Below are 13,162 nucleotides of genomic sequence, written 5' to 3'. Positions count from 1 at the left end.
CTTACCAATGGCTGAAGTTGTGATTATCGGCGGAGGCCCGGCGGGCTTGCTGGCCGCCCAGCGCCTGGCCGAGCGCGGCCACCGGGTGCGCGTATTTGAGCAAAAAGCTACCGTGGGGCGCAAGTTTCTGGTGGCCGGGCACGGCGGCTTCAACCTCACCAACAGCGAAGACGCGCCGGCCTTTGCCGGCCGCTACGGCGAGGCGGCAGCATTTTTTCAGAAGCTGCTAGCGCACTTCTCGCCGGCCGACCTGCGGCGCTGGGCCGCCGACCTGGGCATTGCCACCTTTGTGGGCACGAGCGGGCGGGTTTTTCCCGAAAGTCAGCACAAGCCCGCCGACCTGCTCCGCGCCTGGCTGCGCCGCCTGGCCGAGCTGGGGGTAGCGCTGCACGTGCGCCACCGCTGGCTGGGCTGGGCGGGCGACACCGGGCTGCGGCTCCTGAACGAGGCCTCGGGCGAAGAATTTACGCTGGTCCCCGACGCTACCGTACTGGCGCTGGGCGGCGCGAGCTGGCCCCAGACCGGCTCCGACGGCCTCTGGGTGCCGCTGCTCGAAGGCATCGGGGTGCGCTGCCGCCCCTGGCAGCCCGCCAACTGCGGGGCCGAGGTGGCCTGGTCGGCTTTTTTTAAGGAGAAAGTGGGCCGCGCCCCCCTCAAAAACATCGCCCTGAGCTGCGGCAATTATACCGTGCGCGGCGAGATAATGCTCACCGACTATGGCTTGGAAGGTACGCCGGTGTATGCGCTTACGCCGGCCCTGCGCGCGGCCCTGGCCACGGGCAGCGCCACGCTGCACCTCCAGCTAAAGCCCGATTTAACGCCGGAAGAGTTGGCCCGGCGGCTGGCCCGCCGGCGGCCCGGCACCTCGCTGGCCGCCTTTCTGAGCAGCGCCTTTCACCTCAGGCCGCCGGTGCCTACACTGCTGCGCGAGCTGGCTGCCGCACCCGATAACCTGCTGGCTGCCCTTACGGCCCTGCCGATTCCGGTGGCGGGCCTGCGCCCGCTGGCCGAAGCTATTTCCTCGGCGGGCGGCGTGCCGCTTTCCGAAGTAGATGAGCACCTGATGCTGCGCCGCCGCCCCGGCACCTACGTAGCGGGCGAAATGCTCGACTGGGAAGCGCCAACCGGCGGCTACCTGCTGCAAGGCTGCTTCAGCACCGGCGCATGGGTAGCTTCTTTCATTTAACGGGTACTGTTTGACAAGTAACAGTTACCAAAAAATATAAGTTATTATATATGTTAGTATTTAAACAAGAAACTGCTCATAATCAACTGCTGATTTCCTTTTTCTCAGCTTCTTTGAGAATCTGGCGGGCCTCGCGCAGCAGCTGGCGGCCGGGGTCCAGCTCGTCGCGGGCAATGAGGGCGAAAAGCAGCAGAAATGAAATAATCGGCAGCACCCAGCCCAGCGCAAACCACAGCCAGAAGGAGTAGCCGCGCGAGGCAGCGCAGTAGCCGGTCATGATGGGAATGAAGGACAGCGCCACCACCATCACCAGGAGCATGTCGACGAAGAGCATAAGCTGGGGCGAATGGTGGAAAAATGGGCCGGCGGCCGGGGCAGAGGGGCCGGCAGCAATCCGAAGATACGATGAAGTATTGTAAAAATACGCCACCTTTATGGCTTAGACATTACTGTTGGCCGTTTGTTTACGTATGCCGGGAAAGCCAGTGCTGCGTGCGGACGTGCAGGTCGCCCTTCCGGCCCTGGCGGCCACCGCTCCATTGCCCCCGACTGCCACCTATGTGGGAACACCAAAGTCTGTTTCGCGTTTCGGCTCAGCTTTTTGCCGAAGGTATTTTTAATTTGCTCGACCGCAACCTGCGGCCTGAGGTTTTTTTGCTGGGCCTGGCTTCGGGCCGCGAAGCAGATGCGTCCCAAAGCGTAGTGGTAGAGCCCGTGAGCCTGCGGTACGCCCCTGCCGACTTTGCCGGCATTAAATCACTGGCCGCTTCCTTTGAAACTGCCGACCTGCTGCCGCGCGACAACGTGTACCACCTGCACCCGCAGGACCACGACCGCCTGGAAAAGCAGCACTGGTACGAGCTGGTATGCAAGGCCACCGACCTCACCTTGCAGCAGCTGGTAAACAAGCGGGGCGAAAACCGCCGCTGCTTCTGCTCCACGCCCCTCAATCTTAACGGCTACCTCGTGACCGTTGTGGTGCAGCTGGCGGCCGATACCTATAACTCGTACTATACGCTGCCGGGCAAGCCCGGCCCCAACCGGCCCTGCTCCCTGCCCCATGCGGCAGTGCTGGAGTTTTTGCACGAGTGCACCCGCGCCCTGCGCGAAGCCGACACTGCCGACAACGAGCAGCCGGTGCTCGACCGCGACTACAACGAAGTGCTGCGCGGCGCCGGGCGGCGCCTGATGCTGCGCATCTCGCCCGGCAATGCGCACGGCCTCTACGATGCCTGCCTGGGGGTGGCGGCCCTGCGCCACGAGGGCGACGAGGGCCGCGGCACCATGCTGCTGGGCCGCCGCCAGCACCCGGCCCTGGTGCCGGTGCTCACCCTGGAAACGCCCGTGCCCCTGCGCGACCACCGCTCTATCCGCAAGCTGCTGGAGCTGACGGAGGGCCCCACGGGCCTGGTGTCGGACGCGGCGCACGTATTCGGCCTGGGCCACATGGTAGACGAAAGCTCACCGCAGTATGAGCCGCTGGCTACCGTGCACTTTACCAACCACTACGGCTGGGAGCTGCGCCACGCCGGCCACACCCTGATGCGGGTAGTCAGCAATACGCCGCGCCTGCCCCAGGGCAAGGTGCAGGCCGATAACTTTGCCCGCGTTATCAAGCAGGTGTTTCCCGACACTACGCCCGAAGGGGTGGCCTACCTCTGGGAGCTGGCCCTCGAAGCCTCCAACCAAAGCCACGGCACCATGCTCTGCATCACGGTCGGGGCCAAGCCCGAGGCCGAGCGCCTGCGCCGCCAGTGCTTCCGGGTAGTGCCCCGGCCCATGACGGCCCCGGTGCTGCGCCAGGCCACGAGCATTGACGGGGCCGTACTCATTGAGCCCACCGGCGTATGCCACGCCATCGGGGTTATTCTCGACGGCCAGGCCACTGAAAAAGGCGATTCGAGCCGGGGCGCGCGCTACAACTCGGCCGTCCGCTACGTCAGCTCCTCCCCTTATCCGTGCCTGGCCATTGTAGTAAGCGAAGATGGGTGGATTGACCTGCTGCCCTCGGCTACGCAGGCGTAGGCGGCCGCTGCTCATTTGCCACTATACTACGCAGCTGCTAAGCCTTCTGCCTAGCGCTGCTGTACTTTCGCAGGCTTAAAACATCCTCATCCCTTATACCATGATTCTTATTGCCGACGGCGGCTCGACCAAAACCAGCTGGTGCCAGCTTTCTGATACGGGCCAGCGCGTGTACTTTAACACGGAAGGCTATAATCCCGATTTTATCGACACGCCCGGCATCGTGGCCTCGCTCGACAAGAACCTGCCCGAGACGCTGCCCCGCACCGAAGTGCGCGAGATTTATTTTTACGGGGCCGGCGTATCGAGCCAGGCCAAAGGCGACGTAATCGCCAACGCCCTGCGCCGGATTTTTCCGAACCTGAGCAAGGTAGAAGTAACCGAAGACCTGCTGGCCGCCGCCCGCGCCCTGCTGGGCCACGCGCCGGGCTTCGCGGCTATTCTGGGCACGGGTACCAACTCGTGCATCTACGACGGCCAGAAAATCACCTATAATGTCGATTCGCTGGGGTATTTTCTGGGCGACGAGGGCAGTGGCTCGTTTCTGGGCAAGCGCCTGCTGCGCGACTACCTGCGCGGCCTGCTGCCCGATGGCTTGCAGGAGGCGCTGCGCGTCGAATATCACCTCGGCTCGCGCAACGATATCATCGACCGGCTCTACAACCAGCCGCTGCCCAACCGCTTTCTGGCCAGCTTCGCCAAGTTTGCCTACGACCACAACAACGTGAGCTACTGCCGCCAGATTGTGGTAGAGGCCTTCGAGGCGTTTTTTCAGAATATTGTGCTGCACTACCCTGGCTATCAGGAGCTGACGTTCAACTGCGTGGGCTCGGTGGGCTATAACTTTCGCGATGCGCTCACGCAGGTGGCCAACAGCCACGGCATGCAGGTGGGCAAGATTATCCGCTCGCCCATTGATGACCTGGTGAGCTTCCACGAGCACGCGGGCTAGCCAACATTTTCCCAAAAAGAACGTCATGCTGAGCTTGCCGAAACATCTTGCACGAATCGTTGAGGATAGCACCCCAGCGGCACGCCAGAGATGCTTCGGCAAGCTCAGCATGACGTTCTGTGTTAATTAGCTATTTCTTATGCTTCGTTGCTTTTTGCTATCCCTCGGCGTGTTGCTGGCCTTATCCACCCGCGCCCAAACGCCCGGTACGCCGCCCACGGGCGACGTGTTTGTGGATGCCCACGGGATATTGCGCTGGCAAAAGACCAAGCGCGAGGTGGCGCTGTTTGGCGTGAATTATACGGCGCCGTTTGCCTACTCCTACCGGGCGCTGGGCCAGGTGGGGGCCGACCGCGAAAAGGCTATTGACCAGGATGTGTACCACCTGAGCCGGCTGGGCCTGGATGCGTTTCGGCTGCACGTGTGGGATATTGAGATTACCGACACGCTCGGCAACCTGCAGCAGAACGACCACCTGCGCCTGCTCGACTACCTGATTTCCAAGCTTAAAGCGCGGGGCATCAAGGTTATTCTTACCCCTATTGCCTACTGGGGCAATGCCTACCCCGAGCCCAGGAACACCGGGCCGGGCTTTTCGAGTATTTACGATAAAGGCGTGGCGTATACCAATCCGCGCGCCATTAAGGCCCAGGAAAACTACCTGGGGCAGCTGCTGAACCACCGCAACCAGTACACCGGCGAGCGCTACCGCCAGGACCCCGACATCATTGCCTACGAGGTGTGCAACGAGCCGCACTACCACCTGCCGCTGGCCCCGGTGAAGGACTTTGCCAACCGCATGGTGGCCGCCATGCGCGCCACGGGCTACACGAAACCTATCTTTTACAATATATCGGAAAGCCCCGAAGTACACGACGCGCTGCTCGATGCTAACGTGCAGGGCTTCAGCTTTCAATGGTACCCAGAAAACCTGGTGGCCGGCCACGAGCTGCGTGGCAATTTCCTGCCTTACGTAGACCAGTACCCGCTGCCCTACAAGGGTGATGCCCGCTTCGAGCGCCGGGCCAAAATGGTGTACGAGTTTGAGTCGGCCGATGTGCTGCAGCCCATTATGTACCCCAGCATGGCGCGCAGCTTCCGGGCGGCGGGCTTTCAGTGGGCCACGCAGTTTGCCTACGACCCGCTGGGCATTGCCTACGCCAACACCGAGTATCAGACCCACTACCTCAACCTGGCCTACACGCCGGCCAAGGCGCTGAGTATGCTGATAGCCAGCAAGGTATTTCACGAGATGCCGCGCGCGCAGGCCGGGTCGCGCTACCCGGCCGACTCGGTATTCGGGGCGGCGCTCGTCAGCTACCGGCGGCAGTTGAGCGAGTGGAACGCGCCGGGCGAATTTTATTATACCAGCAACACAATCGATAATCCGGTGAAGCCCGCCGCGCTACGCCACGTGGCGGGCGTGGGCTCGTCGCCGGTGGTGCAGTACGGCGGCAGCGGCGCGTACTTCCTCGACCAGCTGGCGCCCGGCGTGTGGCGCCTGGAGGTGATGCCCGATGCCGTTCCTGTGAGCGACCCGTTTGCTACGCCCTCGCTGCGCAAAGCCGTAACCCGCATTGAGTGGAACGAGCAGCCGCTGACCCTTGCGCTGGCTGAGCTGGGCGCTGATTTTCAGCTCAAAGGCCTGAACGAGGGCAACACGGCCCAGGCCCAGGCCAGCGGCGGCAAGCTGCTGGTGCGGCCCGGCGCCTACCTGCTTACCAAAGCCGGCAAGGACGCCCGCGCCTGGACGGCCCAAACGCCGGCCGGCCCCCGGCAGCTCGGCGAGTTTGTGGCCCCCCGGCTACGGCCGGCCCGCCGCAGGTGCGGCACTTGCCGGCAGCCCAGGCCACGGCCGGGCAGCCGCTCAGCATTACGGCCACGGTGAGCGGTGCTAGTTCGCAAGACACGGTATTGCTGGTAGCCCAGCATTATTTTGGCCCCACGCGCAGCCTGCCCATGCGCTCGCTCAGGGCCAATACCTGGGCCGCCACTGTGCCCGGCACGCTCACCTACCCCGGCCTGTTGCGCTACTGGGTGGTGCTGAAACGCGCTGGTCAGCCCGCGCTGACTTTCCCCGGCGGCCAGCCGGGCACGCCCCGCGACTGGGACTTTTACCCGGCGGCTACGCCCTGGCAGGTGCCGCTGGTGGCTGCTGCCGCGCCGCTGCCCCTCTTTACGGCCGCCCTCGACCGCGATGCCGTGGAAGCCAAAGGCGTTAGCTGGATGAACTGGACCGACTACCCCACCACGGCCAGCGGCGCGCTGGCCCTGCGCCTGCTCGTGAACCCCGCCAAAGCGGGCCAGCCCACACCGGAAGCCGGCCCCGCCTCGGCCCTACGCGCCTACCTGGGCTCCAAAACGGCCGGCCGGGTGGCCGACCTGGGTAATTTCAAGGAGCTGCTTATTAAAGCCTCCAGCAACCAGCCGGCCGCTACCCACCTGCGCGTAGCGCTCGTAACCCGCGACGCGGTGGCCTACGAAGCTACCGTGCCGCTACCGGCCGCCGGCGGCGAGGTGCGGGTGCCGCTCAGTGCCCTACGGGCCGCGCCGCTGCTGCTCACGCCCCGGCCATATCCTGGCTTTCTGCCGCTTACGTATACGCCGGCAGCAAGTCCTGCCTTCCGGCTGGCCGAGGTAGAAGTGCTGCAAGTGATTGTGGACCAGCCCGCCAGCCTCACCGAGCAGCTGCGCGTGGATGTCGAGTCAGTGACGTTGCAATAGCTTAATAATATTAAATTTTTACTATATTATTAATCGTACTGAAAGCCCGATGACCCGTTAACTCCGCAGGCGTTTTTATTTCCGCTAACTGCCTCTCCAACTCTCACTTTTTTCCTATTTTTATGCGCACCCTTACGCGATTGGTAGCCAGCGTGCTACTCTTGTTTTCCTGCTGGCACCCCGCAGCAGCCCAAACTTCTTCGGCCTTTGCCAAGGGAGCCGACGTCAGCTGGGTGACTGAGATGGAAGCTTCGGGCTATAAGTTTTATAACAAGGCCGGTGCCCAGCAAGACCTGTTTCAGCTGCTGCGCGACGACTACGGGCTGAACACCATCCGGCTGCGGGTGTGGGTGAACCCTACCGGCGGCTACTCGGGCCCCGATGATGTGCTGGCCAAAGCCAAGCGGGCCCAGGCCCTGGGGCTGCGCCTGCTCATCGACTTTCATTATAGCGACAACTTTGCCGACCCCGGCAAGCAAACCAAGCCCGCCGCCTGGCAGAACTACACCGTGGCCCAGCTTAAGCAGGCCGTGTACGACCACACCACGGCCGTACTTACCAGCCTCAAAAACAACGGCATAACGCCCGAGTGGGTGCAGGTGGGCAACGAAACCAACGACGGTATGCTCTGGCCCGAGGGTCGCATCACGGTAAACGGCTTCGGCAACTTTGCGCAGTTTGTGGACCAGGGCTACGCGGCCGTGAAGGCAGTAAGCCCCACCACCAAAGTCATCGTGCACTTCGCCAATGGCCAGGACAACGGCGCCTTCCGCTACTTTTTTGATGGCCTGCAGGCCAACAGGGCCCGCTGGGACGTGATGGGCCTCTCGCTATACCCCGATGCTGCCACCTGGTATACCTACACGGCGCAGGCGCAGGCCAATATGAACGACCTGGTGACGCGCTATCCGGGCAAGGAAGTGATGGTGGTAGAAGTCGGCCTCGACAACTACGTGCCCATCGCCACCCGCCAGATGCTGCTCGACCTCATTGCCAAAACACAGGCCGTGGCGGGCGGCAAAGGGCTGGGCGTAGTATACTGGGAGCCGGAGGTGTATAACTGGCAAGGCTACAACAAGGGAGCCTGGGGCAGTGATAACCGCGCCACGGTTGCGCTAGACGGCTTCCTGCCGGCGCCGCCGGCTCCGCTGGTGTACAATCCCGGCTTCGAGTACACGGCGGCTACCCACAACTCAGCTATCCAGACTCCGCTGGGCTGGAACACCACCAGCGACGCTAATAACTACACCGAATCGGGCGGCCACAGTAGCCAGTTTCGCCTTACCCACTACAACGCTTCGGCCTACCAGGTGCGCACCTCGCAGGTTCTTAAAGTGCCCAATGGCACCTACACGCTGCGGGCCTGGGTGCAGAATGGCGGCGGCCAGACTACCTGCCAGCTTTATGCCCAGGCGGGGGGCGGCGTTGAGCAAAACGTAGCGCTGCCCGTGGCAGGAACCTGGACCCAGATACAGGTGCCCGGTATTGTGGTCACCAATGGCCAGTGCGAGATTGGCCTGCGCTCGGTGGCCAATGCCGGCAACTATTGCAGCCTCGACGATGTGGAGATGGTAGCGACAGTGCTGGCCACCATTGCGCCGGCTGGCGCCAATCCGCTGGGGATGCAGCTGTTTCCGAACCCGGCCACCGGGCCGCTGGCTCTGAGCTATACGCTGGCCCGACCAGCGGCCGTGCACGTTGCCCTCTACAGCCTCACCGGCCAGCTGCTGCGCACCCTGGCTGAGGTGCCGCTGGCCCCTGCCGGCACCCACAGCCTGCCTCTCGGCCCACTCGAAAGCATAGCAAAAGGGGTATATGTAGTGCAGCTTACCGCCGATGGCTACACCAGCAGCCAACGCCTGGTTAACCCCTAATCACGGCTCAGCCACCCATTAAAAAACCCTCCCTGCCGCAGCAGGGAGGGTTTTTTAGTACCGGAAAGTAAGTTTACAGCACCGACACTTTGCTGGTCGATACGTTGTCGCCTACCTGCACGCGCATCAGGTAAGTACCTGCGGCCAGCGAAGAGGCATCAACTGAGGCAGTCTGCGCGCCAACTGGCTTCAGACCGTTTTCGATGGTGCGCACGGTGCGGCCCATTAGGTCGGTAAGTACGATGTTGACGTTGGTAGCGCGGTCGGCAACCTCATACGTAACGGTCGAAGCACCACGAACGGGGTTAGGATAAACGCCCAGGTTCATCGACGAGGCGCTAACGCGGGTAGCCAGCGTTACGGTAGCTAAAGCAAAAGTGGCTGATTGCGTACCGGGGAAGGTGGTATTATTAGTAAAATCGGGGCTTGCCCCGGAAGCGCCTAAGTTGGCACCACTAGCTACAGCGTTAGGGAGGAAGTCGCCCGATGCATAGTCACCACCGCCGTTATTTTGAACAGCGAACAAGCTAAGCGATGGGTTGCCAGTAGGCAGACCCAGTGAGGTGCGGTCTAACTCCATCTCCCAACCCGTAGTACCGGCTGTCTGACCAAAGCCTGCTACCGGATAAGAAGTTACGGTAGTAGTTTGCGGGGCAGTATAGCCTGGATTGGTTGTAATATCGCCGCTGGGAGCCATATACGAGAATCGTGCGCCAGAGAGGCCAGCAAACCGGCTCTTAGTAGAAATACGCCCAACCGTTACGACGGTGCCCGTAGAAGTGATAGGTGCAATAACCGTATCCTGAGCCGCGTAAACGGCTGGCGTGGTACCCGCCGCTGGCGTCATAACGTAATAGGCAGCCGCCTCGATTTGGTAGGCCGGATTGGTCGCTACCGTCGGATTAAGACTGTGCAAAGCTATCGCAAGCTCTGCTCCTTGGTCGAGCTTAGCAGTGAATTTATCCAGCGAAGTGCTTGTGGCTTGAGTAGCACCAGGAAGGGCTGTACCAGAAGGCACGCCGGTGCCAGACGGTAGATGCATATAGAGCTGTAGGGAGTTAGTAGCACTGGCCTGCAATGTCCCGCCCAGGAATATCTGGACTTTAGAAGCCGTATTAGCGCCGTACATAGACAGTAGTCCCCAGGGACCAAAGTTATGGGCATACGGGTATTGCCCCAGCAATACATATTTGCCGGCAGTAGCGGCACCGCTTGTTTCGGTAGCGCCTAGCGTACCGTTAATCGTGATAACCTGCGCCTGCGCGCTGAGCGATGCAACAGCCAGCGAACCGGCAGCAGCGAGAGTAAAAAGTTTTTTCATGGTGATGAAAAAAGGGTGGGGTAAAGTGAAAGAAATTTAGCTAAACCGCAGCAGCGGGTGACGCGGGCAAATATGCAGGTAATATACTGAATATCTGCTGAATAGTTACTATTTTTAAAAATTATTTTTTAACCTCGCTGGCAAGGGCGGCGGCCAAACCGGCCGCCGCCCTTGCCCAGGAAGTATTACTGCACCAGCAGGCGGGCCGTCTGGGCCTGGCCATCAGCTTGCAGCTTAATGAGGTACACGCCGGGGGCAAGGCCCTGCAGCGCCAGCGACTGAGCCTGCGCACCGGCGGCCTGACGGGTCGGAGCCAGCTGGCGCACGGTCTGGCCGAGCAGGTTCTGCACCGTAACGGTGGTAGTAGCGGCGGCCGGCAGCTCGTAGGCCAGGGTAGTGGTGCCGGCCGCCGGGTTCGGGGCCAGGCTTAGCTTAAATACGGCGGCTTCCTGGGGCCGGGTAGCCAGGGTAGTACCGGCCGGCACGCCGATTTTCTTGCTCGTATATACGGCATACTGGCCGGGCTGCAGGTTGAGCGTAGTGCTGGCGCTGGTTACGTTCAGCTGCTCACCGGTGAGGTAGTTATACCAGATGCCGGTTTGCGGAAAATTAATAGTGGTTGAATTAGCTACCACATCAAAATTGCCGAAAGCCACCACGCCCAGGTTCGCGTTGGAAGTGATGATAGATTTTACAGCGCCCGTGAGGTTCTGCGTATAGGCCGAGTAGAGGCTGGCAAAAACGGGCTGCTGCCGCAGGGCAATCAGGGCGCGGTAAGTATCGTAGAGGTGGCGGCGGTTGGGGTCCTGGTAGTAATTCCAGAGAATGGGCTTGTTGCCGGTGCGCCCGTTCTGGTTGATGCTGATATCGTAGCCCAGCTCTTCAAACTCCGAAATCATGCGGGGGCCGGGCTGCGTGAAGAAGATGGCGGCGGCCAGCTCTTCGCGTTTGAGGGCCGTCACGGGGTCGGTGGTCGAGTAGCTGCCGCTGGAGTTACCGTCGGTCGTGGTGGTGTACACCGTGCGCTCTTCGTCGTGGCTTTCCATGTAGCTCACCAGGTTGGGCTTGCCCCAGCCCCGGCCACCCTGCCCGCCGTAGTAGCCGTAGCTCAGGTCCCAGCCCGACTTGCCTTTGTCGGCCTGCTGGTAGTTGCCGCTCATGTTGCCCCACAGCATAAGGCCCATATTGGAGAGCACCACCTCTTCATTGTTGTCGGCAAAATGCTCCAGAATGGGGTACAGCGTGGGGTCGGTGGCCACCATCGTGTTGTAGTAGTCTTGCCAGATGTTGATGCGCGACTGGTCGTAATGGCCCCACAGGGCCACGTCGCCGCCCGAGTTAAATTGCGTAAAGCCCTTGCTCAAATCGAAGCGGTAGCCGTCGATGTGGTATTCCTGGAGCCAGAACTTCATCACGTTTTTCGAGAAATAGCGCGTGTAGGGGCTTTCGTGGTTCAGGTCGTTGTACACGCTGAAGGGGTGCGGGGCCGTCACGTTAAACCAGGGGTTATCGGCGGTCGGGCCGGTCGTCACGTTGCCATACAGCTGCACCATCGGGCTGTTGCCGGTCGAGTGGTTGAGCACCATGTCGAGGATAATGGCGATGCCGCGCTTGTGGCACTCGTCAATCAGGGCTTTCAGGTCGTTTTTGGTGCCGTAGTATTTATCGGGCGCAAAGTAAAAGTCGGGGCTGTAGCCCCAGTTCAGGTTGCCGTCAAACTCATTGACCGGCATCAGCTCAATGGCATTGGCGCCCAGGCGCTGAATGTAGTTGAGCGTATCGCGCAGGGTTTTGTAGTCGTGGCGCGCCACAAAGTCGCGCACCAGCAGCTCGTAGATAACCAGGTTGGTACGCGCCGGCCGCTGGAAGTTGGTGGCAGTCCAGGTGTACGCCGCCTCCCCCGGCGAAAGCACCGATACGATACCCGTTGCTTTGCCGGTAGGATACGGCTTCAGGCCCGCGTACACGGTATAGCCGCCGGAGTTGATGTAGGGGTCGTTGTCGGGGTCCAGAATCTTTTCGCAGTAGGGGTCGGCAATGCGCAGCTGGCCATCTACCAAAAACTGATAGGCGTACTCCTGGCCCGGCGTCAGGCCATCGACCTGAATCCACCAGCGGCCGGTGGTAGCGTCGGTGTTCACGGTCGAAGTCTTGTTCATCAGACTGGTGCTCGTAGCCTGCCAGTTATTGAATTCACCTAACACGTATACAAAGTTCTTGTTGGGGGCCGTGAGGCTGAGGATGGCCGAAGTACCGCCATTTATATAGGTGATGCCATCGGGCTTGGCCCCGGCGGGCAGCGGGGCGGTGGTTACGGGCGGGGCCACGATAACCGTGGTGGTAGCCGAAGCGGTAGTGATGCCGTCATTAGCCGTGAGTACCAGCGTATTGATACCCTGCTGGCTGATAATAACGTTGGTCGAAAGCGTGGTGGCGTTGGTTTGCTGCGCCACCTGCGTGCCGTTGAGCGTGAGCGTAAGCGTAGAAGGCGCCGTTGCGGTGCCCGCCACCAGTACGGAAGCACCGGCCGCCACCTGCGTATTAGGGGTGGCCGGGCTGGTGAAGGCTACCTGCACGCCGGCCCCAATCAGGATATCGGCGCCGCCGGGGCCTTTGCCCTCGGGCGAACCGCCGGCGGCGCGAAACACCATCGCCAGCTTTTTCAGGACCTCGCCCGAGGAGGCGAAGCCGGGATAATAGGTACGGGGCGTAAAGCTGATGGTGTACTTATGAGGACTACCCGGCACCGGGGTCATCTTTTCGGCTGCAATCGGGGTGCTGTAGCTGTTGCCCACCACGAAGCGCCAGTTGGTATCGTTGGTGCTTTTGTCGGTGATTACGCCGGTCCAGATATATACGTCGCCCGTGTAGTTGGCCAGCCCGGCACTGCCCTGGGTTGCGTCAAAGGTGAGGGTAATAGGCGTGCTGTCGGTAAAATAGGAAGGGGAAACCGTAACCTGCGCCCAGGCCGCCGACGACCAGCCCAGCAACAGCAGCAAAGCCGAAAGCAGACGCCCGTAGAGTTGAGTTTTTTTCATAAAATGGGTGGGGAAAGTATCAACTGCCAGGCGGCGGGGGCG

The 13,162-nt window shown here is 61.4% G+C and carries 9 protein-coding genes; 6 read left to right on the top strand and 3 right to left on the bottom strand.

The genetic code is table 11. The features are described from left to right. Positions 1 to 7: 7 nt before the first annotated feature. Entirely contained in the window at positions 8 to 1,186 is a 1,179-nt protein-coding gene (locus F6X24_RS09505) for a BaiN/RdsA family NAD(P)/FAD-dependent oxidoreductase (RefSeq protein WP_151087764.1), read from the top strand. Positions 1,187 to 1,268: 82 nt separating this feature from the next. Here F6X24_RS09505 and F6X24_RS09500 read toward each other — a convergent pair whose 3' ends face one another. Further along, entirely contained in the window at positions 1,269 to 1,520 is a 252-nt protein-coding gene (locus F6X24_RS09500; protein ID WP_151087763.1) for a hypothetical protein, read from the bottom strand. A 224-nt stretch (positions 1,521 to 1,744) separates the two neighbouring features. Between F6X24_RS09500 and F6X24_RS09495 the strand changes: the two genes are divergently transcribed. The 5 genes from F6X24_RS09495 to F6X24_RS09475 all read left to right on the top strand — a co-directional run bounded on the left by F6X24_RS09495 (position 1,745) and on the right by F6X24_RS09475 (position 8,761). Then, a complete protein-coding gene (locus tag F6X24_RS09495; protein WP_191906269.1) occupies positions 1,745 to 3,211 on the top strand; it encodes a diadenylate cyclase in 1,467 nt (488 codons plus the stop codon). Positions 3,212 to 3,311: 100 nt separating this feature from the next. Beyond that, positions 3,312 to 4,163 (top strand): N-acetylglucosamine kinase, encoded by an 852-nt coding sequence (locus F6X24_RS09490; protein WP_151087761.1) that lies wholly within the window; start codon positions 3,312 to 3,314, stop codon positions 4,161 to 4,163. Between the two features lie 139 nt (positions 4,164 to 4,302). Next, positions 4,303 to 6,051, top strand: a complete 1,749-nt coding sequence (locus tag F6X24_RS09485; RefSeq protein WP_151087760.1) for a cellulase family glycosylhydrolase — start codon at positions 4,303 to 4,305, stop codon at positions 6,049 to 6,051. Beyond that, positions 5,997 to 6,887 carry a hypothetical protein gene (locus F6X24_RS09480; RefSeq protein ID WP_151087759.1) on the top strand — a complete coding sequence of 297 codons (891 nt, stop codon included), beginning with the start codon at positions 5,997 to 5,999 and terminating at the stop codon, positions 6,885 to 6,887. Before F6X24_RS09485 ends, F6X24_RS09480 begins: the two co-directional genes overlap by 55 nt. Before the next feature lie 122 nt (positions 6,888 to 7,009). Next, complete coding sequence (locus tag F6X24_RS09475) at positions 7,010 to 8,761, top strand: glycosyl hydrolase 53 family protein (protein WP_151087758.1); 1,752 nt, start codon at positions 7,010 to 7,012, stop codon at positions 8,759 to 8,761. 73 nt (positions 8,762 to 8,834) lie between these two features. Here F6X24_RS09475 and F6X24_RS09470 read toward each other — a convergent pair whose 3' ends face one another. Together F6X24_RS09470 and F6X24_RS09465 are read right to left on the bottom strand one after the other, a co-directional pair. Continuing rightward, entirely contained in the window at positions 8,835 to 10,082 is a 1,248-nt protein-coding gene (locus tag F6X24_RS09470) for a T9SS type A sorting domain-containing protein (RefSeq protein ID WP_151087757.1), read from the bottom strand. A gap of 185 nt (positions 10,083 to 10,267) precedes the next feature. Next, positions 10,268 to 13,120 (bottom strand): alpha-amylase family glycosyl hydrolase, encoded by a 2,853-nt coding sequence (locus tag F6X24_RS09465; protein WP_229725477.1) that lies wholly within the window; start codon positions 13,118 to 13,120, stop codon positions 10,268 to 10,270. Positions 13,121 to 13,162: the final 42 nt, after the last annotated feature.

This window comes from Hymenobacter baengnokdamensis, from assembly GCF_008728635.1.
In the GTDB taxonomy this organism is placed as follows: Bacteria; Bacteroidota; Bacteroidia; order Cytophagales; family Hymenobacteraceae; genus Hymenobacter; species Hymenobacter baengnokdamensis.
Note: the sequence above shows the minus strand (reverse complement) of the source record. Positions and strands in the feature narration are given on the sequence as shown.